Raw genomic sequence first — 25,172 nt, forward strand, 5'->3', positions numbered from 1 at the left:
ATGCGGATCGTGTTCAAAACCGACTATCTGCAGGACATTCGACCCTGGAAGGATCGTTTTCAGCTTAGCCTCTACCTGATCCTTCTTGCCATCGTCGCCGCCGCGCCGTGGTGGTTAGATGACTTCTACCTCGGGGAGCTAACAAACGTCCTGATCTGGGCCATCGCCGGGCTGGGCCTGATGGTCCTGACCGGCCATACCGGACAGGTCAGTCTAGGTCACGCCGCCTTTCTGGCCTTTGGATGTTATGCCAATGTTATCCTAGTCGAGGCCGGCGTGCCGTTTCTGATCGCCTTCCCTCTGGCCGGTATTCTGACCGGAATTGCCGGAGTGACGGTCGCCATCCCTGCCCTGCGTCTACACGGTATCTATCTGGCGATCTTTACAATGGCGCTGTCGATCCTGATGGATGACGTAATCGTTCTGGCCGAACCGCTGACGGGTGGCGTGGCGGGCAAATATCTGGGCGGGGTCGAGGTGTTCGGCCATCTGATTGACCGTTGGGCCACACCAGATCAGTTCTTCTGGCTGGTTCTAGGTGTCGCTGTTCTGGTCACCCTCGGCTATATCAACCTCCTGCGCGCGCCCTTGGGGCGTTCTTTCATCGCGGTGCGCGACTCTGAGATTTCGGCGCAGGCGATGGGGATCGATATTGCACGCACCAAGATGATCTCTTTCGCCCTGTCCTGCGCCGTCACGGGTTGGGCCGGCGCACTGATGGGCATGTATGCGGGCGCGTTCAACAACGAGACCTTCAGCGTTCTGATCTCAATCCAACTGCTGATGATGATCGTGATCGGTGGGCTTGGGTCGATCCACGGAGCGTTCTTGGGCGCTATCGTGATCGGGTTTCTGCCACAGTTCCTGTCGATCTCAAAGGAATACGTGGGCGCGCTTTTCGGCGGCAACACAGTCGCCATACCAGGGTTGGAGTTCGGCATCTTCGGCATGATCCTGATCGCCTTCATACTGTTCGAACCGATGGGTCTTTATGGTCGCTGGCTAAAAATCCGCACCTGGTTCGAGCTGTTCCCCTTCTACCGCAAGGACATGTTCAAACGGCAGAAATCCTACCTCAAGACGGAACGCCTGCGATGAGCTTTTTGGAGTTCGAAAACGTCACCCTGAAATTCGGCGGCCTGATCGCGGTCAACGATCTGTCCTTCTCGGTCGAACAGGGCGAGGTCTTTGCCATCGTTGGCCCGAACGGCGCGGGCAAGTCCACCGTGTTCAACCTGATATCGCGTTTCTATGACCCGTTCGCAGGGGCAATCCGCTTCAACCGGCACGATCTGCTACAGGTCAAACCCTCGGGCGTGGCCGCTTATGGCGTGGCCCGCACGTTCCAGAATATCGAGCTGTTCGAACACGCCACCGTTCTGCAGAACCTGCTGGTCGGACGTCACCGGCATCGCCGCACCAACCTTTTGTCCGAGGTCCTGTTCCTGCCCTCCGCCCGGCGGCAAGAGGTCGAAAACCGAGAGAAGGTCGAAGAGATTATCGATTTTCTGGACCTGCAGGCCTATCGCGACAAGATGATCTCGGGCCTGCCTTATGGTGTGCGCAAGGTCGTCGAGGTCGCCCGCGCACTGGCCACCGATCCCAAGTTGTTGTTGCTGGACGAGCCAGCCTCGGGGCTTTCGGTCGAAGAGACCACGGATATGCGTTGGTGGATCGATGACATCCGGCGACAGATGGGTATCACGGTCCTGATGGTCGAACACGACATGGGGCTGGTATCGGGTGTGTCCGACAGGGTTCTGGCCATGGCCGACGGTGCGAAACTGGCGCTTGGAACGCCCGCCGAAGTGCAATCCCACCCCGCCGTGGTCGAAGCCTATCTGGGGAAAGCCTCATGAGCGATCCCGTCCTGACCATCCGCAATGTCGAAAGCTTCTATGGCCCCATCATGGCGATCCGCGGCGTGTCGCTGGACGTGCATCACGGTCAGATCGTCTCGATCCTCGGGGCAAATGGTGCGGGGAAGACAACGCTTATGAAGACCGTCTCGGGCGTGATGGACCCGGAAAAGGGGAAGATCACTTTCGACGGCACCGAAATACAGGGGTCGGAACCGCATAAGGTTGTCGAAATGGGCATCATCCACGTCCCCGAAGGGCGTGAGGTTTTTCCCCTAATGACGGTTGATGAAAACCTCAACCTTGGTGCGTATACTCTGGCTGACAAGCCCCAGATCGATCTCAATCGGGAAATGGTATTCACCTACTTTCCCATCCTGAAAGAGCGTCGCGCCCAAGAGGCCGGGACACTTTCAGGTGGACAGCAGCAGATGCTGGCCATCGGGCGTGGCCTGATGGCGAACCCGAAGATCATGCTGCTGGATGAGCCGTCTCTGGGCCTGTCCCCTCTGCTGGTGCAGGAAATCTTTGGTATCCTCAAACGCCTGAACGACGAACAGAACATGACCATGATTTTGGTTGAACAGAACGCCAAAGCCGCTCTGGAACTGGCCCAACATGGCTATGTGATGGAGGTCGGGCGGATCGTCATGGACGGCGCCGCGGATGTGTTAATCCAGTCCGAGGACATCCAGAACTTCTATCTGGGCGTGCAAGAGGAAGGCGCGCGGGAAAGCCGCCGCTGGAAACGCAGAAAGACGTGGAGGTGAGCGGTTGAACATTAGCACCCTGCCCCCTCAGACCAATATCAACGGCGTCTGGTTCAACGCAACCGCCGGTCAACGCCCGGTGCATGTGGATGAATGCACCACCGTCACCCAGCTGTTCCAGAAACGCTGTGCCACATTGGGGAACCGTACCGCACATCGCGAAAAAGACCTTGGGATCTGGAAGTCCTATTCGTGGACCGACTATTGGCAACACGCCAAGTGGATCGGGATGGCGCTGCGTAAGCTGGGGCTGAAACGCGGCGAGGTTGTTTCGATCCTGTCCGAAGACCGCAAGGAATGGGCTTGGTTCGACATGGGCATTCAGGCGGTCGGCGGTATCGCGTCCGGCGTCTACACAACAGACTCGGCCAACCAGTTGAAATACCTGATCAATGACAGCGACAGCCGGTTTCTGATCGTCGAGAACGAAGAGCAACTGGACAAGTACTTTGAGGTCGATTCCGAGGTTCCGGGCCTGCTGAACGTCATCATTCTTGAGGATGAGGGCCTGCACGACCTGACCCATCCCCGCTGCTTGATGATCGACGATCTGTATAAGCTGGGACAACACGCCGAGGCTGATGATCCAACTCGGTTCGAGGCTGAACTGGCGCTGGCGTCGCCTCAGGACACGGCGTTGCTGATCTACACGTCAGGCACCACCGGCAATCCCAAGGGCGCTATGTTGAGCCACGAAAACATCTTGGCCGCCATCGAAAGCGGCGCGCGCGCCCTGCCTACCTTTGAAACCGACGAACAGCTGTGTTTCCTGCCGCTGTGTCATATCCTTGAGCGCGCTGTTTCGATCTATTTCCCACTGGCTGCAAAATGCGTGGTCAACTTCGCCGAAAGCCCCGAGACCGTTTTCTCCAACTTGCAAGAGGTCTCACCCACTACCTTCGTCGCCGTCCCCCGCGTGTGGGAGAAGGTCTATTCCCACGTTCAGATCATGGCGCAGGATGCCACCCCGACGGGCCGGGCAGCGTATCAGATGGCGCTGAAGGCCGGGCTTGCTCGGGCCGAATACATGTGCTCAGGCCAGACCGTTCCGATGAGCGTTTCGGCCCGGTTCTGGATATGGGATCGATTGGTGCTGCAAAACCTGCGTCGGATGCTGGGGTTGGACAAACTGCGCCGGGGTGGCAGCGGAGCCGCGCCGATCTCACCCGATCTACTGAAATGGTATTGGGCCATCGGTGTGCCGCTGGTCGAGGGGTTCGGGATGACGGAAACCTCGGGTATTGCAACGACAAACAGCGTTGAAACCAACAAGATCGGCACTGTTGGTCAAGCCATCGCCAGCAATGACATCCGCATCTCGGACCAAGGGGAAATCCAACTGAAAGGGCTGAATATCTTTCAGGGTTATTGGCGCAACAACGCCAAAACAGCCGAGACTTTTACCGCTGATGGTTGGCTGCGAACCGGAGATTTAGGCCATGTCGACGATCAGGGCTTTGTCACCATCACCGGACGTTTGAAGGACATCATCATCACCGCCGGCGGCAAGAATATCACCCCGGCCGAGATCGAAAGCCGGTTGAAGTTCAGCCCTTTTATCTCGGATGCGGTAATCATCGGGGACGCCCGGAAATACCTGACCGCGCTGATCATGATCGATCAGGAAAACGTCGAGAAATACGCGCAAGATCAGAAAATCCCGTTCTCGAATTTCGCCTCTCTCTGCGCGGCTCCCGAGGTTCAGAAACAGATCGCGGGCGAAGTCGCAGCAGTTAACAAGGAATTCGCACGCGTGGAACAGATCAAGGATTTCCGCCTGATCGATGTTTTGCTGACTGCTGATGACGACGAACTGACCGCGACGATGAAGCTGAAGCGCAGCTTTGTAGAACAGAAACACGCTCATCTTATTGAAGATATGTATAAATAAGGAAATTCAAAGGGAGGAAAAGTCATGACTCATGGGATCAAGGGCCTTGTGACCGCGGCCGCTTTGACAGTGTCTGCAACCATGGCCAATGCCCAGACGCAGGGTGTTACGGAGGATGAGATCGTCATCGGATCGGTCAACGATCTGAGCGGTATTTTCGCCGCCGTTGGCGTTCCGGCCACAAAGGGTGCGAATGTTGTGTTCGATCGGGTCAATGCTGCAGGTGGCGTGCATGGCCGCACCATCCGCTATGTGGTCGAGGACAACGGCTATCAGATGCCGCGCGCGATGCAGGGCTATAACAAACTGCTGAACCGCGACAAGGTGTTCGCCATGCTGCAATCGCTTGGTACACCGATGAACCTCGCGGGGTTCAAGCTACTTGATCCCAAGGGTATTCCGAACATCGCGCCTCTGACCGCATCGACCCAGATGCTACAGGAACCGATGAGGAATAAGTTCACCTCGTTCTCAACCTATTTTGACCAAAGCCGTATTGGCGTGAAATTTCTGGCTGGTGAGTTCGGTTCGCAAAACGTCTGCACCATGTACCTGCCCACGGATTTCGGTGAGGAAATTCTGGAGGGTAGCAAAGCTGGCGCCGAAGAAGCCGGTATCGCCTTTGTGGCTGAGACGACGCACAAGCCGGATGAGACCGATTTTGTCGGATCACTGAGCAAGCTCAAGGAAGAAGGCTGCGATATCGTCACGATAGCGCTGGGTGTGCGTCAGGCGATCACGGTTGTGGGTACAGCCAAAAAGATGGGCCTGAACGATATGAAGTTCATGGGCACTTCTGCGAGCTTCCTGACAGTCGTGGCACAAGTTCCAGGCGGCGTGACGGATGGGTTCTACGCCGCCGCCTCATGGAAAGATCTTTGGGCCCGTGCTGATGATCCCGCCCCTGCCGCGTTTATCGAGGAATACAAGGCCGCAACCGGCGAAGACCCGGTTGGATTTTCCATGCTGGGCTATTCTGCCGCTGAGATGATGGTCAAAGCGCTGGAGGCCGCAGGCCCTGATCTGACCCATGACAGTTTTATCGCGGCTATGGAAAGTCTGGACTACGAGGACGAGTTGGTCGGAAACCGGCTCACCTACGGCCCGGATGATCATCAGGGCGCTGACACTGTCTTTGTCAACGTCGTCGAAAACGGAGCGTGGAAACTGGTTTACGAGGAATAGACGTGGGCAGGCACTGTCTTTTCGCTCAAACCTCCCTCCATCCCACAGGCTTGGGTTAATCAGTTTCAGATACCCAATTGTGCTCCGGCTTGTTTTGCGTTGTCATAAAATCGTAAGGATTTGACAGCGTGAAAACAGGTGGAATCGAGAACGTGCTAAAACTGACCAACTGCGAAGTCATTGCGCAAGGCAACCGGCAATTCGTTTACCAACATCCTGACGCGCCCGATACGCTTTTGAAGATTCCTCAGCCTGACACGATGGATGATCAGGCCAACCTGTTGACGGACACGTGGTTTGATCGAACGTTTCGTCGATCTACGGTTTTCAAAGGTTTTCTACGCGAGTTTCACGAGTCATTCGATCTGATGGTTCGCTACCAGAACCGGGATGATCCAATTCCGGTCTGCGAAGTTCGGGGCGTCGTTCAGACAGATATGGGCCTGGCGTTGATGTATGAACGGATTTCTGAGCCGAACGGACAGCTATCCCCCAGCCTGAAGGAATTGGCCCAAAGCGGTGGCATCACGCGTGAGCATGTAAACGCTTTACACAAACATTTTGATGAATTGATCGAAGAAAGGGTCCTGATCAGTAACAAGAATACCGGCAACATCGTCTACCAGACCTTTGCCGACGGGTCCGCGCGGTGGGTTTGGATCGACAGTTTCGGCTGCAAGCAGGCTGTTCCGGTGCGTCGTTGGATTGGGTTCTTGAATAAGCGCAAGATCAATCAAATCAGAGAAAGGTTCACGGGTGTCGCTGAAACTGCTTTACGCCAAAAGTCGGCCTAAAGAGCAAAAGCCTGAAACTCTGATCATTGGTCGGGAGTTGACCACACAAAGAAAAACGGCCGCAATTTCTTGCGACCGTTTGAAACTCGTATTCCGTAGCGATTAACGCTTCGAGAACTGGAACGAACGACGCGCTTTGCGCTTACCGTATTTCTTACGTTCCACAACGCGGCTGTCGCGGGTCAGGAAGCCGGCAGCTTTCAGTGCGCCGCGCAGCGACGGATCGTACAGCTGCAGCGCTTTCGAGATGCCGTGCTTGACCGCACCGGCCTGACCGGTCAGGCCACCACCTTTGACGGTTGCGACAACGTCGAACTCACCTTCGACACCAGCAACCTGGAACGGCTGGCGCAGGATCAGTTGCAGAACGGGACGAGCAAAGTACTTGTCCTGGTCTTTGCCGTTCACGGTGACCTTGCCGGAACCCGGCTTTATCCAAACGCGGGCAACAGCGTCTTTACGCTTGCCGGTGGCGTACGAGCGGCCCAGCTCGTCACGTACGGGTTCACGCACGATGACTTCTTCGGCCACGGTTTCAACGCCTGCGACGGCGCTCAGCTCTTCGAGAGTATTGATCTGATCAGCCATCGGTCATTAGCTCCGGGTGTTTTTCTTGTTCATGGACTTAACGTCCAGAACTTCGGGGGCCTGGGCTTCGTGCGGGTGCTCGGCACCGGCATAAACGCGCAGGTTGGTCATTTGCTGACGCGACAGGCGGTTGCCCGGCAGCATGCGCTTGACCGCTTGGGTCACGACGCGCTCGGGGTGTGCACCCTCGAGGATCTGCTGCTTGGTGCGCGATTTGATGCCGCCCGGGTGGCCAGTGTGCCAGTAGAAGTTCTCTTCGCGCTTCTTGCCGGTCATCTGGATTTTGTCAGCGTTGATCACGATGACGTTGTCGCCCATGTCCATGTTCGGGGTGAACGACGCTTTGTGCTTGCCACGCAGGCGCATGGCGACGATCGAAGCAAGACGACCCAGAACAACGCCCTCGGCGTCGATCAGGATCCATTTCTTGTCGATGTCTGCAGGTGTTGCAGAAAAGGTTTTCATGGCAGGATAGTCCTGTTTGATGTGAAAGACCGCCCCAAGACAGAGCGGCCCGAATTCGATGGAGCGTATTTAGAGGGGAGTGTCGCGCAGGTCAACAACACTAAACGCATTTAAATGATGCAATTACAATGACTTAAAAAATAGGTATTATTTTACCCCATAATTAAACACTGATTTGCTCAGGTGGATTGTCCAATAACCGGCGCAACCGCTGCATCGCATCCTCAAACCGCTCCAGCGATACGTGCCCATTCATCGCAATACGCACGGCATTTGGGGCACGGCCATCGCGCAAAGCAAACTCATCCGCGGACCGCAACTGTATCCCTTCCCGCTCGGCCGCACGCGTGAAGGAGCCGGCGCGCCAACCGGACGGTAGGTTGAGCCAGACAAAGGGAACATCCGGCGCCCAGTTAAGGTCGAACCCGCCCAACGCATTCACCGCTACTCGGACATAATCGCCCATCCGTACGCGTACATCCTTGGCAATCCGGCGGGTCCGCGGGTCGGACAGCAACAACCGGGTCAGTTCTGCCAAAGGCTGGGCCAGACCGAAATATCCGTATTCCGCAGACCGCCGCAAATCGACGCTCCGTTCTCGGGGGGCGATGGCAAACCCAACGCGCAGCGATGGTGTCAGTATTTTCGAGATCGAGGATACATGCCAACCCCGCTCAGGGGCCAACGCCCGATAGCTGGGTTCACGCGCGTCGCCCATGCGATAGCAGTCGTCCTCGATGATCTGCAGGTCAAAACGCCGGGCGACCTCAACAACTTCTTTGCGGCGTTCAAGCGGTGTGTGCGAGCCGGTCGGGTTCTGCACCTCGGGCGAGACACAGACGGCTTGCGCAGTGGTTTGGCGCAACACATGCTCCATCGCCATGGGGTCGATCCCCCATTTGTCCATCTTCACACCGACAATATCGGCGCGCATCAACTCTCCGGCGCGGCGGAACCCTGCATAGGACAGGTCTTCAACCAGCACGACTGGCTTTGGGCCACGAAGGATTGTTTGAAACACCAGGCACAGGCCATTTTGGCCCCCATGTGTCAGTACAATGTCGTCATGGGTTACCGCACCCAGCGGTAAATCCGACAGCCACTCGACCACGGCCTGCCGCATGGGTTGGTAGGCGTCCCGGGTTGGATAGTTCAGAAACAACCCTGGATCAGCCTGTGACACCTTTTGCAGACATTCCCGGATCAAAGACACCTGCCCCATATCCGCCAATCGCGGACTAAAAAGGCTGACATTAGCATTGTATTTGTCATCACGCAGATGCAGTTGCCTGGCCCATACATCGTCCAGAATGGGCGATTTCGGTGGGGCCACAAATGTACCACGCCCGACCTCAGCTTGTAACAATCCCTCATCGGTTAGAATCGTATAAGCCCGCGCAACCGTGCCCGGCGTGATTTGTAACCGATACGCCAGTTCACGTACTGGAGGCAGTTTGGTTCCAACTTCCAGCAACTTGTTATCAATAGCTTTTCGGATTGTGTCAGCGACAAGAGTGTACTTCGGACCCTTGGACTTTGGCAGCGCCTCTGGCCAAATTGTATCCATTACAATTCTTCCTTTGATTTTGACACAATCCTGAATGTATCAATTAAATATACCGAACAAACATGCTTTGTGTCAATACAATTTGAAAGGATATCCACTATGACACGCGCAATGCACAACCCCGCCCTCATGCTGCTAAACGACAGTCCACGGCTGCCGCTGATCGCCGCGCTGGCCGTGCGGTTTGCGGCGACAGTGACAAAGTGGGAACGCCAACGCCGCAGCCGAGTCAATTTGTCCAATCTGGACGACAGGCTTCTGAAAGATGTCGGCCTGACCAAATATCAGGCCCGCAATGAGTGCACCCGCTATTTCTGGCAGGACTAAAGATTCCCCAGTCCCTTGACGGGACCTCTTCCTGGCCGGGCTATGCCCGGCCTTTTTTATCCGAAAGCAGCGGCCGCAGATCCTTCGGGGGGCAGTGAATACGTCATCGTGGCCCGCGCGACGGGCTTGTCAGACCCTTCCGAGAACATCAGAACATCGCCAACTGCCAGAGTTCGACCCAGTTTCAGCAAGCGACAATGCGCGATCATGTCCTTGCCGCCCTCGGGTTTGCGCAGAAAATCCAATGAACTGTTGGTGGTCACCGCCAATGACTGACGCCCCTTACGGGCCAGTACCAACGCATAGACGCAAACATCTGCCAGCCCGAACATTGACGGCCCTGATACGGTCCCGCCGGGGCGCAGGTGCCTGTTTTCGACAACCAGCCGCATGACGATCGAGTCTTCGCTCAGGTCCTCGACCACAAAATCCCGATGCACCTGCGGAAAGATCTCTTTCATGTACGCCATCAGATCTTCGCGACCCATTGCCAAAGCCATACTTCCCCTCCTCGACTTGCCGACCTAGAGTTGGCCCGACATCAGATCGGAGGGCAAGATGGCAATTCTGGAACGTAACGACACTGGCGCGGTCGCGACCCTTAAAATGAACGTGCCCGAGCGCTTGAATGCCCTCAGCGATGAGATGTTGGCCGCACTACAATCCGAATTTGATGCGCTGCGGAACGACAGCGCGATTCGCGCTGTGATCCTGTCGGGCGAAGGTAAGGCGTTTTGTGCGGGTCATGATCTGAAACAAATGACGGCCGGGCGGCAGTCCGAGGATGGTGGCAAGGCTTATTTTCAGGACCTGTTTTCCAGATGCGCGCAGATGATGTTGTCGATCCAGTCCCTGCCCCAGCCCGTTATTGCGCAAGTGCACGGTATCGCAACGGCTGCAGGATGCCAGTTGGTCGCTACCTGCGATTTGGCTGTTGCCGCCGAGGGCACTCGGTTTGGGGTCAATGGGGTGAATATCGGTCTGTTCTGTTCGACGCCGATGGTTGCGCTCAGCCGTAACATCCCCCGCAAGCGCGCGTTTGAAATGCTGACGACTGGCGATTTCATTTCGGCTGAAAAAGCGGCCGAGCTTGGTCTGGTGAACAGAGTGGTGCCCGAAATGTTGCTGGAACACGAAACCGCAGCCCTTGCGGATCAGCTTGCGGACAAGCTGGGATCAGCCGTCAAAATCGGCAAACAGGCCTTCTACAAGCAGTTGGATATGTCGATTGAAGAGGCTTACGCCTATACCGGCGAGGTAATGGCTCAGAATATGTTGCACCGGGATACCGAAGAAGGAATATCCGCATTTATCGAAAAAAGACCGCCAAATTGGCATCAATAAGGCGATTGTTGTCAACATTTTTAAAGACTGTCCTCATTTTTGCACTTTTCAAAAAGGCGACACTGTGGCAAAGCTGGGACAGAGCAAATGCTCTGGACACACTTTTGGGTCGCCGTGGGCGGAAGGTCCCTCCAAGCTGGTTTCTCTCACCAGCGTCGACATTCCCGCAGCGGTGACCCCAAAATCCCCTTAATTCGGAAACGATGCGCCTTGTATTGCGTTGCGCGGGGCTGTGCCCTATGTGGCAGCGCATGACACAGAAATTGCATATCGTGGGCGGCGGCATGGCCGGGTCTGAGGCTGCTTGGCAGGCGGCGAAAATGGGCGTGGACGTAGTGATCCACGAAATGCGACCCAAAGTGGGCACATTCGCGCACCAGACCGGCAACCTGGCCGAGATGGTGTGTTCGAACTCATTCCGCTCGGACGACGACGAACAGAACGCGGTTGGTCTGTTGCATTGGGAGATGCGTGAAGCCAATGGGCTGATCATGACAACCGCGGACGTACACCGCCTGCCCGCTGGTGGCGCACTGGCCGTGGACCGCGATCCCTTTGCCGAGGCGGTCACCGAAAAACTACGTGCGCATCCCCGCATTGAAGTCACCGGAGAAGAGATCACCACCCTGCCCGACAGCGGCCACTGGATCTTTGCTACTGGTCCGCTGACCTCGGCCGCGCTTGGTGAGGCTATTCGGACCGAGACCGGCGCCGAGTCGCTGGCCTTTTTCGATGCCATCGCACCCATCGTCTACGCAGATAGCATCGATATGAGCAAAGCCTGGATGCAGTCGCGCTATGATAAGGGCGAGACTGAGGAAGAACGTACCGCCTATCTCAACTGCCCGATGGACCGTGATCAGTACGAAGCGTTCATCGATGCCCTTCTGGCCGCCGACAAGACCGAGTTTCACGAAGGTGAAACTGCAGGCTATTTTGACGGTTGCCTGCCGATTGAGGTGATGTCGGAACGCGGGCGCGAAACCCTCCGCCACGGCCCGATGAAACCCGTTGGACTGACCAACCCGCATCAGCCAGACGTTAAACCTCATGCGGTGGTACAGCTGCGACGCGACAATTCGTTGGGAACGCTGTTCAACATCGTAGGCTTCCAAACCAAGATGAAATACGGCGCACAGACCGAGGTGTTCCGTATGATCCCGGGCCTGGAAAACGCCAGCTTTGCGCGATTGGGCGGCATTCATCGCAATACGTTCATCAACTCTCCTACTCTGCTGGACGCGCAGATGCGGTTGAAATCCAAACCGAATATTCGTTTTGCAGGTCAGATCACCGGAGTTGAAGGGTATGTGGAAAGCGCGGCTATGGGCCTGCTAGCTGGCCGTCTGGCCGCAGCCGAGATTCTGGGCCAAACCCTGCCCGAAGTACCGCAAGACAGCGCGATGGGTGCCCTGATCCATCACATCACCGGTGGCGCTGAGGCGAAGACCTTTCAGCCCATGAACGTCAATTTCGGCCTTTTCCGCCCCGTTGACGGGCTGAAGGGCGGGCGTCGCGGCCGCAAGGATCGCTATAAGGCCTACACGGATCGCGCCAAAGCTGAATGGAAAAACTGGCTCGCGCATTGCTGACTGGACGCATACCGGCCCGACGTCTTAACATCGGTGTATGAGCGACAATAAAATCAAAGAAAGCTATGGGTTGGATACGCCCGAAGCCTCGCGCGCGCACTACCAGAAATGGGCCTCATCCTATGATGCAGAAGTCGGCGCACATGGTTACGCGACACCTGGACGCGTGGCCGAGGCGCTTTGGTCAAAAATGCCCGAACCCCAGACGCCCATTCTGGACTATGGCTGCGGAACGGGTCTTTCAGGCGAAGCCCTGCACGCAGCAGGTTTTCAGGTGATTGACGGGGTCGATCCGACCCCCCAAATGCTGGAAGGCGCCGAGGCAAAGGGCATCTACCGTAAGCTCTCAACTTTTGAGATCACCGACCCGAACCCGTTGGAGGAAGGAGCCTACAAAGCGATTGCGGCCATTGGCGTTATCAGCGTTGGCACAGCGCCGCCCGAGGTGTTTGATACGCTGATGCGCGCCCTGCCGCAGAAGGGATTGCTAGCTTTTTCCTTTAACGATCATACGCTTGCGGATACATCCTATACCGTTCGGCTGAATGATTGGCTGGATATGGGGGCCGCGCGGCTTCTGTTTCGGGAATATGGTCCGCACCTGCCGGGAATGGACTTGAAATCAGACGTATATGTTGTTGAAAAAGCGTGACATTTAAAACCCGTTTCGCGCCATCGCCGACAGGCCCTTTGCACTTGGGCCATGTCTATTCGGCGATTCTGGCCCATGATCTTTCAGCATTAGAAAACGGGCAGTTCCTGCTACGGATCGAAGATATCGACCGGTCACGGTCGCGGCAGAACTGGGAAGATCAAATCTATGACGACTTGAGGTGGTTGGGTCTTCGGTGGCCCGAACCTGTGATGCGACAATCCGATCGTCTGGCCGCGTATGACAAGGCGTTGGATAATCTGTGGTCACGCGGGTTGCTGTATCCCTGCACCTGCAATCGCAAAGATATCGCCGCCGCCGCTAGTGCACCGCAAGAAGGTGCGCCGTTGCATGGGCCGGACGGCATCATCTATCCCGGGACGTGTCGCGCAAAATGGCGGCCAGACTTAGGGGATGGCCCGCGGCCCAAGGACATACCGCTGCGCCTGGATATGGTTGCCGCTGGCAGGTTGCTTCTGAATTCAGGTCTAACCGACGCTTTCGTTGGATCATTTGAGGAAATTGGCGCCGGGCCAGATGGCGAAACCGGATCCATTGAGTTCACGCTGGACGAACTGACAACGACAATCGGCGACGTCGTACTGTCCCGGCGTGACATGGGCACATCTTACCATCTGTCCGTCGTATTGGATGATGCCGCGCAAGGCATCACCCATGTCATTCGCGGTCAGGATCTGTTTGAGGCGACACGCATTCACGTTGTGCTACAGGCCCTGCTTGGGCTGCCGACACCGCTCTACTTGCATCACCGGCTGATCCGGGATGACGCTGGTAAACGTCTGGCAAAACGCGATGACGCGCGGGCAATATCGAAATACCGGGCTGAGGGCGTGTCCCCCGCCGAAATCCGGTCGATAGTCGGCTTGTAGTGGTCACTCCATCGGTGACATCAGCTCAACCTCGTCGCCGCCACGAACGGCGGTGTAGAAACAGGTGCGGCGGTTGGTGTGGCAGGCCGCCCCGGTCTGACGCACCAGAACCAGCAGACAATCACGGTCACAATCAAATCGGAAATCCACCAATTCCTGCACGTGACCCGAGGTTTCGCCTTTGATCCAAAACGACTGGCGAGACCGCGACCAATAGGTGACACGTCCGGTTTCCAGTGTTTTCTCAACAGCTTGGACATTCATCCAAGCCATCATCAATACCTCGCCCGAACTCTCATCCTGAGCGATGGCGGGGATCAGACCAGCCTCGTTATACTTCAGTTCGGTCGGGTCAAATGCGACTGTGGCGGACATGATAAAAACCTTTTGCATCCCGGTGGATGGCCTCTATGTATGGGGAACACGCAACGAGGGAAACCCATGTCCGGCGAGAACGATCTGATTAAGCTCTATTCCGGCCGCATTCTGGCTCTGGCCGCGGATATTCCGCATCTGGACCGGCTTGAAAACCCTGATGCCACGGTGAAAAAACGCTCGCCGCTGTGCGGCTCAACCGTGACCGTGGATGTGAAAATGCAAGACGGTAAGGTTTCGGGTTATGGGCAGGACGTTAAGGCCTGCGCGCTGGGTCAGGCCTCGGCTTCGGTTGTCGGCAGCGCTATAGTGGGAGCGACACGGGCGCAGGTGGAAACCGCGCGTGATCAGCTTTCGGCTATGCTTAAAAAAGACGGGCCAGCACCCGACGCCCCATTTGATGGGCTTGAGGTTTTGATCCCTGCGCGGGACTACAAGAACCGTCATGCCTCGATCCTGTTGGCGCTTGAAGCCGCCGCCGAGGCCATGGAGCAGGCCGAACAAGCCAATTGCGCCTGAGCGTAGCTTTCTGCTGCAAACCCGTCTAACCTCTGCAGAAATTTGGGGGAGTGATCGGTTTGAACAATCTGCTTGAGCATTTCGTTACCCTTTGGGTCGTTATCGATCCCATTGGCACTATCCCCGTATTCATCGCAGTGACGGCCACCCTATCGGCGTCGGCCCGTCGTAAAACAGCCCTTCTTGCTGCCTTGGTCAGCGCAGGGGTTCTATTGTTCTTTCTGGTTTTTGGCCAATTGCTGATCGAGGCACTGGATATCGGCCTGAACTCATTTCAGGTCGCAGGTGGCATCATCCTGTTTCTGTTCGCGCTGACGATGATCTTTGGGGAAAGCAAACAGGTCGTCGAACAGCATGAGGCCGAAGAGGAGTTGGAAAGGCCGTCGCATCGCCCCAATCCGGCGATTTTTCCTTTGGCGGTCCCTTCTTTGGCATCCCCCGGCGCGATGCTGGCCATTGTCATTCTGACCGACAACCATCGCTACAGTGCCACAGATCAGGGCATTACGGCGTTGGTGATGCTGTCCGTCATTCTGATATCGTTTTTTTTGATGCTGCTGGCCGATCCGATTATTCGTCTCATTCGCTATTCAGGCGCCGCCATTATCAGCCGTGTCATGGGGATGATCCTGGCCTCGGTCGCGGTGAATTCCGTACTGTCGGCCATGCTTGAGATTATCAAAACAGGTGAGTTGTAAGAAAAAACCGCCGCGCCTTCCGGGCGGAAAGGGCGGCGGCAGGTTGTGCGTGTCTCGTGTGGGGTCCGGATAGCCACGCGGGGCCGAGGCAGGCCCCTCAAGGGAAATGGGACAGGCAGGTCACCCTTGACTGAAATGGGGATGACAGCGCGGTATGATCGGCACGAGATCGCAGGCAGAAAAGGGTCAGAACGTTCCGGGCATGTGGAGGGCAACCATCAGCATGACTACCAAAGACACGGCCCCCACAGCATCCTGCAACAGCGTCGATTGCGAACGGCTAATAGCGGTCTTGATCTGGGTCAGCATGGTCTCACCTCCGGTCAGAGCTTTAATCCTTTGTTGACCTTTTGTTCTCATATTTTACCGAGTCGGTAAAGAACTTTTTGAGAACATTTGTGAACTTAAGGGAACAACTTCTCTAACCCACTGAAATCAAACGAATTGCCTGATCCTGTTTCATCAACCACAAAAGAACACGTGCCGCCTCCCCTCGGTCCGATTTCAGTTGCTGATCCGCAGACAGCAGCGCACGGGCGTCGGTTTGAGCAACGGCCATCAATCCGGCCTGTCGTTCAAGGTCGGCGATCTGGAATTTCGGCAGGCCGGACTGCGCCGTGCCGATTAGATCACCCGCACCACGCATTTGTAGATCGGTTTCAGAAATCCTGAAGCCGTCTTCGGTTTCGCGCAATACCTCAAGCCGTTTCCGTCCACCTTCGCTGAGCGGAGGTTGATACATCAATAGGCAGGTCGAATCCGCCTCGCCGCGGCCAACCCGACCCCGAAGCTGGTGCAGTTGCGCCAACCCAAAAATCTCGGCCCGCTCGATCACCATGATAGAGGCATTCGGGACGTTGACACCGACCTCAATCACAGTTGTTGCAACGAGAACTTTAGTCTGCCCCTCTTGAAACGCTTTCATCGCAGCGTCTTTATCAGCCGAGGGCATCTGGCCATGTACCAACCCGACCGTTCCTTCGCCCAGAATGGCACGCAGGCGCTTGAACCGTTCCTCAGCCGCCGTTAGGTCCGATACCTCGGATTCATCAACCAGCGGACAGACCCAGTAACACTGCCGCCCTTCGTCAATGGCTCGACGCAGATGAGCCACGACCTCTTCCATACGTTCGGTACTGACAACAGCCGTTTTAATAGGTTTTCGGCCTGGCGGTTTTTCGTCCAGCACCGAGACATCCATGTCCCCATATTGAGCCAAAGCCAGACTACGGGGGATCGGGGTGGCCGTCATGACCAGAACGTCCGCACCCTGCCCTTTTTCGGACAGTTCCATCCGCTGCCGGACGCCAAACCGATGCTGTTCATCAACAATAGCAAGCCGGAGCGCTTTGAACTCCACATCGCTTTGGAACACCGCATGGGTGCCAACCAGAATGTGAATATCACCGCTCTTCAGTGCTGCCAGCTTGGCACGACGCTCAGCCCCCTTATCGCGGCCGGTGAGGATATCCAGAACAACGCCTGCTTCTTCGGCCAAGGGCCGCAACCCCTCAAGATGTTGCCGGGCCAAAATCTCGGTCGGAGCCATCATGACACCCTGCCCACCCGCTTCAACCGCGACGAGCAGCGACATGAAAGCAACCAGCGTTTTGCCAGCGCCCACATCGCCTTGCAGCAGCCGGTTCATCCGCGCGTCCGAAGCCATGTCCGCCGCGATGTCATCAATCGCCCGCATCTGTGCGCCTGTGGGTTTGTAAGGAAGGCTGTCCAGAACTTTCGCCTGTAGTGTGCCAGTTCCGATACTGACAACGCCTCGCGCCTTCCGTTCACGCTGCCGTGCCAAAGCCAGCGTTAGCTGATGCGCAAAGAGCTCATCATAAGCCAGTCGTTCCCGCGCGGGCGCATGCGCCGCGACATCATCTGCACCTTGTGGACTATGCGCAGCCGCAATTGCAGCCGACCAGTCCAACCACCCCTGTTTTGCGATCAAGGCCGGATCAATCCATTCCTTCAAGTCCGGTGCTCGTGCCAATGCGTTGCGCGCAGCCTTGTAGGCCGTCTTTTGAGTGATCCCCTGCGTCAGATGGTACACCGGCTCAAACTCGGGAATGTCCCGGGCGTCTTCCACTGGCAGCATATGATCTGGATGAACCATCTGCGCCATGCCGTCGAACAGTTCCAGTTTGCCTGAGATCACGCGCCGCGACCCCTCCGGAAGAATACGCTTCAGATAGTCTCCGCGCGCATGGAAGAACACCAGTTGGAAATCGGCCTGACTGTCCTCAACGTGAATCCGGTAGGCGCCGCCCTTGTTCCGCGACGGCCTGTGCGCCCCAACCGTCACTTCAACTGTCAGGGTCTTGGGTAGATCGGCACCCTGAATGGTGTCGCGACGCCTGCGGTCGATGACGGCGTAAGGCAGGCTGAACAAAACGTCACGCGGCGAATCCGTGCCCGCCTGGATCAGAACCTGCGCCGTTTTCGGCCCCACGCCATCCAGCGTTTCCAAGCCCGCGAACAACGGGAACAACTGTTCGGGACGTCCGCTCATACGGTGCCGATCAGCTGCAGCCAACCATCCTCGTCCAGTGTTTCAATCCCAAGCTCGGCGGCTTTTTTCGCCTTGGACCCCGCCCCGGGGCCTGCCACCAGAATATCGGTCTTTTTGCTGACCGAGCCCGAGACTTTGGCACCCAACGCCTCGGCCCGGGCCTTGGCTTCGGCGCGGGTCATCTTTTCCAGCGTGCCGGTGAAAACAACTGTCTTGCCTGCAACAGGGCTACCGGTGGTGTCGGGGCGCTTGGCTTCCTGCACGTCCAGCTGCGCAACAAGCGCGTCGATGCTGGCGCGTTCCGCCTCTTGCGCAAAGGCGGACACGAGGGCACGGGCCATGATTTCGCCGACACCGTCAACGCTCAGCAAATCCTCCCATTCGGACCCTTCGAAATTCGCCGCTGCCGTCACGGCGTTTTCAAAGTCGGGCCAGGTTCCAAAATGGGTGGCGATCAGGTTCGAGGCCGCCTCGCCCATATGCCGGATTCCCAACGCAAACAGCAGACGCCCAAAGGGTATGTTGCGTTTTTCGTCAATCGCAGCCCACAAATTACCCGCGCTTTGCGCGCCCCACCCTTTGCGGTTGGCCAATTTGTTCAGGTTCGCGGCATCACGAGCCTGCAAGGTGAAAATATCAACAGGCGTTCTGATCGGCAGGTCAGGGTCCTCATAGAACATCTCAATCTGCTTTGCCCCTAAACCCTCGATGTCGAAAGCCTTGCGCGCGACGAAGTGTTTGAGCTTTTCCACCGCTTGCGCCGGGCAGATCACACCCCCGGTGCAGCGCCGGACCGCGTCACCTTCCTCACGCACGGCATCACTGTTGCATTCGGGGCAGGACGTGGGAAAGTCGAATGGCTCGGCCCCTTCGGGGCGCTTTGAGATGTCCACATCGGCTAATTTGGGGATCACATCACCGGCGCGATAAACCTGCACCCAGTCACCGACACGAATGTCCTTGCCGTCGCGAATTGTTGCGCCCTTTGCATCCCGACCCGCAATGTAATCTTCGTTGTGTAGCGTCGCGTTCGACACAACGACGCCGCCAACAGTTACCGGATGCAGCCGGGCAACCGGGCTGAGCGCGCCGGTCCGGCCCACTTGGATGTCGATTGCTTCTAGCCGGGTCCACGCCAGTTCTGCCGGGAACTTATGCGCGATCGCCCAGCGAGGGGTCGTGGACCGAAACCCAAGTCGCGCCTGCAAAGATAAATCGTTCACCTTGTACACGACGCCATCGATATCGTAACCCAGCGTAGATCGCTGAGCCTCGATATCCCGATAGTGGTCCAGCATCTGACTGGTCGTTTCGCACAGCTGGGTGAGCGGGTTGGTAGCAAATCCGAAAGCACGCAACCGATCAATCGCACCCAATTGTGTGTCGGACAAAGGCTCCGACAATTCTCCCCACGCATAGGCGAAGAACCGCAGCGGGCGCGCACGGGTGACCTCAGAATCCAACTGCCGCAACGATCCTGCGGCCGCATTACGCGGGTTGGCAAAGGGCTTTTCGCCAGCCTCTTCCTGCCGGGCGTTCAGCTTTTCAAAGTCTTCATGGGACATGTAAACTTCGCCGCGTACCTCAAGCACGGCCGGCGCGTCTGCTAAGGTTTGCGGAATGTCCAAAATCGTCCGGGCGTTGGCGGTCACGTTCTCTCCGACCTCACCATCACCGCGGGTGGCAGCCTGGACCAGCGCTCCGTTCTCATATCGCAGTGACAGCGACAGACCGTCGATTTTCGGTTCAGCTGTGAATGACAAAGGGTGTGACGCATCCAGCCCGAGGTATTTTCGGATCGAGCGATCAAAGTCCTGAACGTCTTCGTCATCAAACGCGTTGCCCAATGACATCATGCGCACGGCGTGCGTCACTTTGGAAAACCCGTCAGCCGGACGCGCGCCCACCTGATCCGAAGGGCTGTCAGCGCGTTTCAGATGCGGGAAACGTGCCTCGATCTCAGCATTTCGACGTTTGAGCGCGTCGTAGTCTGCATCGGAGATATCTGGCGCGTCTTCGGCATGATACTGTGTATTTGCCCGTGCAAGTTGCTCGGCGAGTTGCGCCAATTCTATCTGCGCGGCGTCCTCAGTCAGGTCATTTACCGGAATCAATTTGCTCATGGCCTCGCCCTGTCACGTATTCTTGGACCTCAGTGATAGGGCGAGGCCATGGCTAGGTCCAGACGTGCTGTTCAGTGACTGAAAAGGGTCGCCCCGGACCAAGGGCGACCGCGTTCCTATCAGGCGCCGACGACCATCCGGGTTTCGTCAACACTATTGCTTTGCGGATCGCGCAGGACATACCCCCTGCCCCAAACGGTCTCGATATAGTTATCACCGCCAGTAGCGTTACTAAGCTTTTTGCGCAGTTTGCAGATGAACACGTCGATGATTTTCAACTCGGGCTCATCCATGCCGCCATAGAGGTGGTTGAGGAACATTTCCTTGGTCAGCGTCGTGCCCTTGCGCAGACTCAACAGCTCGAGCATCTGGTATTCCTTGCCGGTCAGATGCACCGCCTTGCCTTCAACCTCAACTGTTTTGGCATCCAAATTCACCGCCACCTGTCCGGTGCGGATGATCGATTGCGAATGCCCTTTCGAGCGGCGGATGATGGCGTGAATGCGGGCCACCAATTCCTCGCGGTGGAACGGCTTTGTCATGTAGTCATCAGCACCGAACCCGAAGCCTTTAATTTTGCTTTCAGTGTCATCCGCGCCCGACAGGATCAGGATCGGCGTTTCCACCCGCGCTATACGCAACTGGCGCAGCACTTCGTGACCGTTCATGTCCGGCAGGTTCAGATCCAGCAGGATTAGATCGTAATCATAGAGTTTTGCCAGATCGATGCCTTCCTCGCCGAGGTCCGTCGCATAGACGTTGAGGTTGGCGTGCGTCAGCATCAGTTCGATGCTTTTAGACGTGGTCGGATCATCCTCGACAAGAAGTATACGCATTTACTGCTCCAATTCGGGTCAATTTACCAATTTCAAATTGAGCCTGCTCAAAAATGGTTAATCTGACGTTACCGTTGAATCATTTATTCACTTTCGCCTATAGGTTGTCGATATTTTTTTAGGGCGGTGACTTTCAGAGCGTCCGTTCCATGCTCGGCTACCGCAGAAACCCACGAGTTGAACTCTTCATCACTCAACCCATACCGCTTTTTGGCATCCGACAGCGTGATCAGCCCATAAATCACGCCGCGTACAACAATCGCCTTGCGCGAGGCCACCCATCTGGTCGTATCCTCTGGCGGCAGATCGGCACGCGATATAACCGTTCCATCCGGCAGGGTTACGGACCTTGGTCCTTCTACTTTGTGCAAATACATCTTTCGGTCCTCTTCGTGCTGCGACAAAGCTGACACCAGCCTACTTAATGCAGAGTGAAACCGCCTCTTGAGAGTGTGTAGAATTTTCCTATATTCTGCCGGTCTTTCTTAACCCGCACTGGAATCGTCATGGCACTCGATACCGAGACACCGCTGAACTCGCTTGGCTTTGCCAAACCCCCGTCCGAAACGCGGGTAGTTGTGGCAATGTCCGGTGGCGTGGACAGTTCCGTTGTCGCCGCCTATCTGGCTGACGAAGGCTATGACGTGGTCGGTGTAACCCTGCAGCTGTACGACCACGGCGCAGCACTGGCCAAGAAAGGCGCCTGTTGCGCGGGGATCGATATTCATGACGCGCGACGCGTGGCTGAGGAGCGTGGGTTTCCCCATTACGTTCTGGATTACGAGAACATCTTCAAAGACGCGGTGATTGACGAATTCGCTGACAGCTATCTGGCTGGCGCAACTCCGGTGCCGTGCATCCGCTGCAACGAACGTGTGAAGTTCAAAGATCTGCTGGAAACCGCCAAAGATCTTGAGGCCGATTGCATGGCCACCGGGCACTATATCCAGCGCAAGATGGGTCCCAATGGCCCGGAACTACACAGCGCCGAGGATGCGAACCGAGATCAATCCTATTTTCTGTTCTCGACCACGCCCGAGCAACTGGATTTCCTGAGGTTCCCCCTGGGCCACCTGCCCTCAAAGGACGCAACGCGTGAAATGGCAGCGCAGTATGGGTTGGCGGTCGCAGACAAGCCTGACAGCCAGGACATCTGTTTCGTGCCGAACGGCAACTATGCCAGCGTAATCGAAAAATTGCGTCCAGGTGCAGCAGAACCCGGTGAAATCGTGCATGTCGACGGCCGCGTTTTGGCGCAACATAACGGTGTCATTCACTACACGATCGGTCAGCGCCGCGGTCTGGGTATCGGTGGTCTGAGCGAGCCGCTTTACGTTGTGAAACTGGACGTCGACAAACAACAGGTTGTTGTCGGACCCAAAGAAATGCTGGCCACACGCACCATTCCCGTGCGGGAAATCAACTGGCTTGGGGATGAGCCGTTCACCTCTCGCGATGAATGGCACGTGTCGGTCAAGGTTCGTTCGACCCGTCCGCCGCGCGAGGCGATCATTCGGCCCCTGTCGGACACTACGGCAGAGGTTGAGCTGCTGACGCCCGAAGAAGGTGTTTCGCCCGGTCAGGCCTGCGTGTTTTACGCTTCGGAAGGCAGCCGGATCTTTGGTGGTGGCTGGATTTGGCGCGGTTATTAAATCGCGTCAGTCCAAGAGTTGCTGAGAATGTAAAGCCCGGCGCAGATCATCACGTACGGGACCAACTGCTCCAGTCGCCGGGCCAAAGCACCACTCATGAAGGGCGCTTTTGATCCAAGCAAAGCAACCGTTGCCAAGCTGGCCGCGGCAAGCGATGCACCTATCACGCCTGCTGTCCGGAAGCTTGGGGCCGAATCTGCCAGCAACGGTGCCAGAACCGCAAACGTGTCCATCGACAGGCTGATAAACAGCAGCGTGACCATGATCACCGATGCGCCGGTTTCCAGATTGGGGTTTGCCGCCGAGTCTTTTCCACGTTTCCGCCGGACCAGCGCCAGTATGCCAAGGCTCAGCGGGATCACCCCCAGATAGCCAGCCCAGTGCGGCACCACGTCCTCGACCCCCAAGGCCAGCAACAGCGCCGCGCCGATCACGATTGCCTGCGCCATCAGGAACCCAAAGATCGACCGCTTTGCGCCCGAGACCAGCGTCAAGGCCAGAAGCGCCGCCAGATTGTCCAGATTTGTTAGAATCTGCGCCATAAAGGCCGACAGACCGAAAAGCGCGAAGTCCAACATCACGCGTTCATCCGGGATAGAACCGCTTTGGCCGCCCGTAATCCCGGAGCCTCACCACCGCGACCAAGCCGCTCCATTGTTGTCGCCATAGCATCGCGTTGCGCATCCGGTTTCGCAGTCACTTGTGCGAGGGCTTCGGCGATATTGTTCGGATGACAGTCATCCAGCAGGCATTCCGGAACAGTGCGTGTGTCGGAAACCAGATTGACCAGCGTCACCGTATCTAGGTTGACCATGCGCTTGGCGATCAAGGTCGTAAGCCAGTTGAGGTTATAGGCAATCACCATCGGAGTGGCCTGGGCCGCCAGTTCCAGCGAAACGGTACCCGAGGCCGCCAGCGCCAAGTCAGCTGCAGCGAAAGCGGCCCGCTTTTGGGAAACAGCCTGATCCGAAGGCATATCACGCGGATCGACCACCACCGGATCGCCTGGCCAGCTTTTTACATGTTGCGCGACAGTCTCGACCATATGCGCCACTGCTGGCACCACGACCCGCATGTTCGGTCGGTCTTGCAGGAAAAGCTGCAGCGCCTCACCAAAGACGGGAGCCAAACGCTCGATTTCGCCGCCACGCGAACCTGGCAACGCCAAGAGGATCGGCGCATCGCCCAAATCATAAGTAGCGCGGAATGCGCTGATATCGTCATCGGTTGCCACCGGTTCATTGGCTACCGGGTGGCCGACGAAATCGCATTCCATGCCTGCGCGCTCCATATAGGGCGGCTCGAAAGGCAGTAGTGCCAAAACGTGATCGATCACCTTGGCCATCTTGTCCGCCCGTCCCGGTCGCCATGCCCAGACACTGGGGGCAACATAATGCACGGTTCTGATATCATTTTGTGCTTTGACGATCTTAGCCACGCGCAGTGAGAAATCGGGGCTATCTATGGTGATTAAAACATCAGGTTGCGTGTCCAGAACCGCGCGAGCGGTCTCGGCAATCCGACGTTTGAGGTGGAAGAACTTCGGCAGAACCTCGACAAGTCCCATCACCGACAACTCGGACATCGGGAAACGGCTTTCCATCCCCTGCGCTTGCATCAGGGGGCCGCCAACCCCGTCAAACTGGACATCGGGAACAAGGCTGCGCAGCCCCTCCATCAGAGCGCCGCCCAAACGGTCGCCCGAAGGTTCGCCGGCAACCAGAAACACCCGCATCAGTTGGCCCGCTCGCGCACGTACAAGAAGAGGCCAAGGCGGTTGCATTCCTCAACAACCTGCTCTTGCTGCAGGACGATGACGCCACCCTTTTCAATGAAAATCCCAGCCAGACCTGCGGCGACGGCTCCGGACATGGTGCCTGGACCAATTGTCGGCAAGTCGGCGCGGCGATCCTGGTCCGGTTTCGGAGCTTTGAACAGAACCCCGCCACCCGCATCGGGACGCTGAGTCAGAGACTGCAGCATCCAATCGGTGCCATAGATACTTTCCACCGCCAGCGCCTGCCCTTTGGATACTGCACAGGCCTGCCCGATATCGGCTGCGCCCATGGCCCGCAGGATACTCGCAGCCCTGTCCGCATCGGCCAGATCAGCGTCAGAAGGTTGCGCGTCCGTCAGGCAGCCAAGTTGAGGCAACAGTGTCGGCGCGATCTCATGGGCCGCGCGAACGGTCAGCCCGGACTCTTCGAAAATACCGATCACTGCGCGTAAGGCGCCGTCATCGCCGGACATAAGCGCCTGTTGCAGCACTGGCACCAACGGCATAGTTGCGGCATCGATGCGCGACGGATCAATCACCGGTCGCCGGACCGCGCCTGCCATGCAGATCTCGGTTACGCCAAGCGCCTTCAAATTCGCGATGAAACTGCCAAGCTTTTCCAGCGGAAATACAATGTCCGCGGTCACGCTGTCGGATTTAAACCCCTCCATCGCGCAGATCACTGGGCGGTCGGCAAGATGGCTTACCACTTCGCCCGGAAGCGCGCCTGTTCCAGCAATCAGCGCCAACATCAGC

Annotated in this window: 27 protein-coding genes; 14 read left to right on the forward strand and 13 right to left on the reverse strand. The window is 57.0% G+C overall.

Going from position 1 to position 25,172, the window contains the following annotated elements; genetic code table 11:
- The 6 genes from ACXAGD_RS07905 (at position 1) to ACXAGD_RS07930 (ending at position 6,499) form a co-directional block, all read left to right on the forward strand.
- The gene (locus ACXAGD_RS07905) at positions 1–1,098 is read left to right on the forward strand and encodes a branched-chain amino acid ABC transporter permease (protein ID WP_475209438.1); all 1,098 of its coding nucleotides are present in this window, start codon (positions 1–3) and stop codon (positions 1,096–1,098) included.
- On the forward strand, positions 1,095–1,859 hold the full coding sequence (locus tag ACXAGD_RS07910; protein ID WP_475209439.1) for an ABC transporter ATP-binding protein: 765 nt from the start codon (positions 1,095–1,097) through the stop codon (positions 1,857–1,859). The genes ACXAGD_RS07905 and ACXAGD_RS07910 overlap by 4 nt, the downstream gene beginning before the upstream one ends.
- The gene (locus ACXAGD_RS07915) at positions 1,856–2,629 is read left to right on the forward strand and encodes an ABC transporter ATP-binding protein (protein ID WP_475209440.1); all 774 of its coding nucleotides are present in this window, start codon (positions 1,856–1,858) and stop codon (positions 2,627–2,629) included. Before ACXAGD_RS07910 ends, ACXAGD_RS07915 begins: the two co-directional genes overlap by 4 nt.
- Positions 2,630–2,633: 4 nt before the next feature.
- Positions 2,634–4,520, forward strand: coding sequence for an AMP-dependent synthetase/ligase (locus ACXAGD_RS07920; protein WP_475209441.1), 1,887 nt, complete (start codon positions 2,634–2,636; stop codon positions 4,518–4,520).
- A gap of 24 nt (positions 4,521–4,544) precedes the next feature.
- Positions 4,545–5,705, forward strand: a complete 1,161-nt coding sequence (locus tag ACXAGD_RS07925) for an ABC transporter substrate-binding protein (RefSeq protein WP_475209442.1) — start codon at positions 4,545–4,547, stop codon at positions 5,703–5,705.
- Between the two features lie 128 nt (positions 5,706–5,833).
- Entirely contained in the window at positions 5,834–6,499 is a 666-nt protein-coding gene (locus ACXAGD_RS07930) for a YrbL family protein (protein WP_475209443.1), read from the forward strand.
- A 102-nt stretch (positions 6,500–6,601) separates the two neighbouring features.
- On the opposite strand, the gene rpsI is transcribed toward ACXAGD_RS07930, so the two are convergent.
- The 3 genes from rpsI to ACXAGD_RS07945 form a co-directional block, all read right to left on the reverse strand.
- Positions 6,602–7,087 carry a 30S ribosomal protein S9 gene (gene rpsI, locus ACXAGD_RS07935; RefSeq protein ID WP_039535473.1) on the reverse strand — a complete coding sequence of 162 codons (486 nt, stop codon included), beginning with the start codon at positions 7,085–7,087 and terminating at the stop codon, positions 6,602–6,604.
- 6 nt (positions 7,088–7,093) lie between these two features.
- Entirely contained in the window at positions 7,094–7,552 is a 459-nt protein-coding gene (gene rplM / locus ACXAGD_RS07940) for a 50S ribosomal protein L13 (protein WP_170324880.1), read from the reverse strand.
- A gap of 163 nt (positions 7,553–7,715) precedes the next feature.
- Complete coding sequence (locus ACXAGD_RS07945; protein ID WP_475209444.1) at positions 7,716–9,119, reverse strand: aminotransferase-like domain-containing protein; 1,404 nt, start codon at positions 9,117–9,119, stop codon at positions 7,716–7,718.
- 99 nt (positions 9,120–9,218) lie between these two features.
- On the opposite strand from ACXAGD_RS07945, the gene ACXAGD_RS07950 reads away from it, so the two are divergent.
- Complete coding sequence (locus ACXAGD_RS07950; RefSeq protein WP_475209445.1) at positions 9,219–9,446, forward strand: DUF1127 domain-containing protein; 228 nt, start codon at positions 9,219–9,221, stop codon at positions 9,444–9,446.
- A 56-nt stretch (positions 9,447–9,502) separates the two neighbouring features.
- Here ACXAGD_RS07950 and ACXAGD_RS07955 read toward each other — a convergent pair whose 3' ends face one another.
- Positions 9,503–9,946 carry a PaaI family thioesterase gene (locus ACXAGD_RS07955; RefSeq protein WP_475209446.1) on the reverse strand — a complete coding sequence of 148 codons (444 nt, stop codon included), beginning with the start codon at positions 9,944–9,946 and terminating at the stop codon, positions 9,503–9,505.
- A gap of 58 nt (positions 9,947–10,004) precedes the next feature.
- On the opposite strand from ACXAGD_RS07955, the gene ACXAGD_RS07960 reads away from it, so the two are divergent.
- From ACXAGD_RS07960 to gluQRS, 4 genes are all read left to right on the forward strand, one after another.
- Positions 10,005–10,790, forward strand: coding sequence for an enoyl-CoA hydratase (locus tag ACXAGD_RS07960; protein WP_475209447.1), 786 nt, complete (start codon positions 10,005–10,007; stop codon positions 10,788–10,790).
- Positions 10,791–11,041: 251 nt separating this feature from the next.
- Positions 11,042–12,382, forward strand: coding sequence for a methylenetetrahydrofolate--tRNA-(uracil(54)-C(5))-methyltransferase (FADH(2)-oxidizing) TrmFO (gene trmFO, locus ACXAGD_RS07965; RefSeq protein ID WP_475209448.1), 1,341 nt, complete (start codon positions 11,042–11,044; stop codon positions 12,380–12,382).
- A gap of 37 nt (positions 12,383–12,419) precedes the next feature.
- On the forward strand, positions 12,420–13,034 hold the full coding sequence (locus ACXAGD_RS07970; protein WP_475209449.1) for a class I SAM-dependent DNA methyltransferase: 615 nt from the start codon (positions 12,420–12,422) through the stop codon (positions 13,032–13,034).
- On the forward strand, positions 13,031–13,924 hold the full coding sequence (gene gluQRS, locus ACXAGD_RS07975) for a tRNA glutamyl-Q(34) synthetase GluQRS (protein ID WP_475209450.1): 894 nt from the start codon (positions 13,031–13,033) through the stop codon (positions 13,922–13,924). The genes ACXAGD_RS07970 and gluQRS overlap by 4 nt, the downstream gene beginning before the upstream one ends.
- A gap of 3 nt (positions 13,925–13,927) precedes the next feature.
- Here the strand turns inward: gluQRS and hisI are convergent, their stop codons facing one another.
- Complete coding sequence (hisI, locus tag ACXAGD_RS07980) at positions 13,928–14,317, reverse strand: phosphoribosyl-AMP cyclohydrolase (RefSeq protein WP_475209451.1); 390 nt, start codon at positions 14,315–14,317, stop codon at positions 13,928–13,930.
- Between the two features lie 48 nt (positions 14,318–14,365).
- Here hisI and ACXAGD_RS07985 point away from each other — a divergent pair, with 48 nt between their 5' ends.
- Entirely contained in the window at positions 14,366–14,818 is a 453-nt protein-coding gene (locus tag ACXAGD_RS07985) for an iron-sulfur cluster assembly scaffold protein (protein ID WP_475209452.1), read from the forward strand.
- 59 nt (positions 14,819–14,877) lie between these two features.
- Entirely contained in the window at positions 14,878–15,516 is a 639-nt protein-coding gene (locus ACXAGD_RS07990; RefSeq protein WP_475209453.1) for a MarC family protein, read from the forward strand.
- A gap of 186 nt (positions 15,517–15,702) precedes the next feature.
- On the opposite strand, the gene ACXAGD_RS07995 is transcribed toward ACXAGD_RS07990, so the two are convergent.
- From ACXAGD_RS07995 to sciP, 5 genes are all read right to left on the reverse strand, one after another.
- Positions 15,703–15,876 carry a hypothetical protein gene (locus ACXAGD_RS07995; protein WP_475212658.1) on the reverse strand — a complete coding sequence of 58 codons (174 nt, stop codon included), beginning with the start codon at positions 15,874–15,876 and terminating at the stop codon, positions 15,703–15,705.
- Between the two features lie 61 nt (positions 15,877–15,937).
- A complete protein-coding gene (gene recG / locus ACXAGD_RS08000; protein WP_475209454.1) occupies positions 15,938–18,028 on the reverse strand; it encodes an ATP-dependent DNA helicase RecG in 2,091 nt (696 codons plus the stop codon).
- The gene (ligA, locus tag ACXAGD_RS08005) at positions 18,025–20,151 is read right to left on the reverse strand and encodes an NAD-dependent DNA ligase LigA (RefSeq protein WP_475209455.1); all 2,127 of its coding nucleotides are present in this window, start codon (positions 20,149–20,151) and stop codon (positions 18,025–18,027) included. The genes recG and ligA overlap by 4 nt, the downstream gene beginning before the upstream one ends.
- 119 nt (positions 20,152–20,270) lie before the next feature.
- Positions 20,271–20,987 (reverse strand): response regulator transcription factor CtrA, encoded by a 717-nt coding sequence (ctrA, locus tag ACXAGD_RS08010; protein ID WP_475209456.1) that lies wholly within the window; start codon positions 20,985–20,987, stop codon positions 20,271–20,273.
- An 83-nt stretch (positions 20,988–21,070) separates the two neighbouring features.
- Positions 21,071–21,364: a CtrA inhibitor SciP gene (gene sciP / locus ACXAGD_RS08015; protein ID WP_475209457.1), complete on the reverse strand. Its 294-nt coding sequence runs from the start codon at positions 21,362–21,364 to the stop codon at positions 21,071–21,073.
- Positions 21,365–21,493: 129 nt separating this feature from the next.
- Here sciP and mnmA point away from each other — a divergent pair, with 129 nt between their 5' ends.
- Positions 21,494–22,639 carry a tRNA 2-thiouridine(34) synthase MnmA gene (gene mnmA / locus ACXAGD_RS08020; RefSeq protein WP_475209458.1) on the forward strand — a complete coding sequence of 382 codons (1,146 nt, stop codon included), beginning with the start codon at positions 21,494–21,496 and terminating at the stop codon, positions 22,637–22,639.
- Here mnmA and ACXAGD_RS08025 read toward each other — a convergent pair.
- Genes ACXAGD_RS08025 through ACXAGD_RS08035 form a run of 3 tightly spaced genes read right to left on the reverse strand, consistent with a single transcriptional unit; the run spans position 22,636 to position 25,168 of the window.
- On the reverse strand, positions 22,636–23,217 hold the full coding sequence (locus ACXAGD_RS08025; protein WP_475209459.1) for a cadmium resistance transporter: 582 nt from the start codon (positions 23,215–23,217) through the stop codon (positions 22,636–22,638). The two genes, mnmA and ACXAGD_RS08025, sit on opposite strands and share 4 nt — an antisense overlap.
- The gene (gene lpxB, locus ACXAGD_RS08030) at positions 23,217–24,374 is read right to left on the reverse strand and encodes a lipid-A-disaccharide synthase (RefSeq protein ID WP_475209460.1); all 1,158 of its coding nucleotides are present in this window, start codon (positions 24,372–24,374) and stop codon (positions 23,217–23,219) included. The genes ACXAGD_RS08025 and lpxB overlap by 1 nt, the downstream gene beginning before the upstream one ends.
- Positions 24,374–25,168, reverse strand: coding sequence for an LpxI family protein (locus tag ACXAGD_RS08035; protein WP_475209461.1), 795 nt, complete (start codon positions 25,166–25,168; stop codon positions 24,374–24,376). Before ACXAGD_RS08035 ends, lpxB begins: the two co-directional genes overlap by 1 nt.
- Between the last annotated feature and the right edge of the window lie 4 nt (positions 25,169–25,172).

This window comes from Ruegeria sp. ABF4_144, assembly GCF_056160045.1.

Bases quoted from the DNA above. Each gene is read 5' to 3' on its own strand.
- ACXAGD_RS07905 (WP_475209438.1), top strand. From the start codon at position 1: ATGCGGATCGTGTTCAAAACCGACTATCTGCAGGACATTCGACCCTGG.
- ACXAGD_RS07910 (WP_475209439.1), top strand. From the start codon at position 1,095: ATGAGCTTTTTGGAGTTCGAAAACGTCACCCTGAAATTCGGCGGCCTG.
- ACXAGD_RS07915 (WP_475209440.1), top strand. From the start codon at position 1,856: ATGAGCGATCCCGTCCTGACCATCCGCAATGTCGAAAGCTTCTATGGC.
- ACXAGD_RS07925 (WP_475209442.1), top strand. From the start codon at position 4,545: ATGACTCATGGGATCAAGGGCCTTGTGACCGCGGCCGCTTTGACAGTG.
- rpsI (WP_039535473.1), bottom strand. From the start codon at position 7,087: ATGGCTGATCAGATCAATACTCTCGAAGAGCTGAGCGCCGTCGCAGGC.
- rplM (WP_170324880.1), bottom strand. From the start codon at position 7,552: ATGAAAACCTTTTCTGCAACACCTGCAGACATCGACAAGAAATGGATC.
- ACXAGD_RS07945 (WP_475209444.1), bottom strand. From the start codon at position 9,119: ATGGATACAATTTGGCCAGAGGCGCTGCCAAAGTCCAAGGGTCCGAAG.
- ACXAGD_RS07950 (WP_475209445.1), top strand. From the start codon at position 9,219: ATGACACGCGCAATGCACAACCCCGCCCTCATGCTGCTAAACGACAGT.
- ACXAGD_RS07955 (WP_475209446.1), bottom strand. From the start codon at position 9,946: ATGGCTTTGGCAATGGGTCGCGAAGATCTGATGGCGTACATGAAAGAG.
- ACXAGD_RS07960 (WP_475209447.1), top strand. From the start codon at position 10,005: ATGGCAATTCTGGAACGTAACGACACTGGCGCGGTCGCGACCCTTAAA.
- trmFO (WP_475209448.1), top strand. From the start codon at position 11,042: ATGACACAGAAATTGCATATCGTGGGCGGCGGCATGGCCGGGTCTGAG.
- ACXAGD_RS07970 (WP_475209449.1), top strand. From the start codon at position 12,420: ATGAGCGACAATAAAATCAAAGAAAGCTATGGGTTGGATACGCCCGAA.
- hisI (WP_475209451.1), bottom strand. From the start codon at position 14,317: ATGCAAAAGGTTTTTATCATGTCCGCCACAGTCGCATTTGACCCGACC.
- ACXAGD_RS07985 (WP_475209452.1), top strand. From the start codon at position 14,366: ATGTCCGGCGAGAACGATCTGATTAAGCTCTATTCCGGCCGCATTCTG.
- ACXAGD_RS07995 (WP_475212658.1), bottom strand. From the start codon at position 15,876: ATGAGAACAAAAGGTCAACAAAGGATTAAAGCTCTGACCGGAGGTGAG.
- recG (WP_475209454.1), bottom strand. From the start codon at position 18,028: ATGAGCGGACGTCCCGAACAGTTGTTCCCGTTGTTCGCGGGCTTGGAA.
- ligA (WP_475209455.1), bottom strand. From the start codon at position 20,151: ATGAGCAAATTGATTCCGGTAAATGACCTGACTGAGGACGCCGCGCAG.
- ctrA (WP_475209456.1), bottom strand. From the start codon at position 20,987: ATGCGTATACTTCTTGTCGAGGATGATCCGACCACGTCTAAAAGCATC.
- sciP (WP_475209457.1), bottom strand. From the start codon at position 21,364: ATGTATTTGCACAAAGTAGAAGGACCAAGGTCCGTAACCCTGCCGGAT.
- mnmA (WP_475209458.1), top strand. From the start codon at position 21,494: ATGGCACTCGATACCGAGACACCGCTGAACTCGCTTGGCTTTGCCAAA.
- ACXAGD_RS08025 (WP_475209459.1), bottom strand. From the start codon at position 23,217: ATGTTGGACTTCGCGCTTTTCGGTCTGTCGGCCTTTATGGCGCAGATT.
- lpxB (WP_475209460.1), bottom strand. From the start codon at position 24,374: ATGCGGGTGTTTCTGGTTGCCGGCGAACCTTCGGGCGACCGTTTGGGC.
- ACXAGD_RS08035 (WP_475209461.1), bottom strand. From the start codon at position 25,168: ATGTTGGCGCTGATTGCTGGAACAGGCGCGCTTCCGGGCGAAGTGGTA.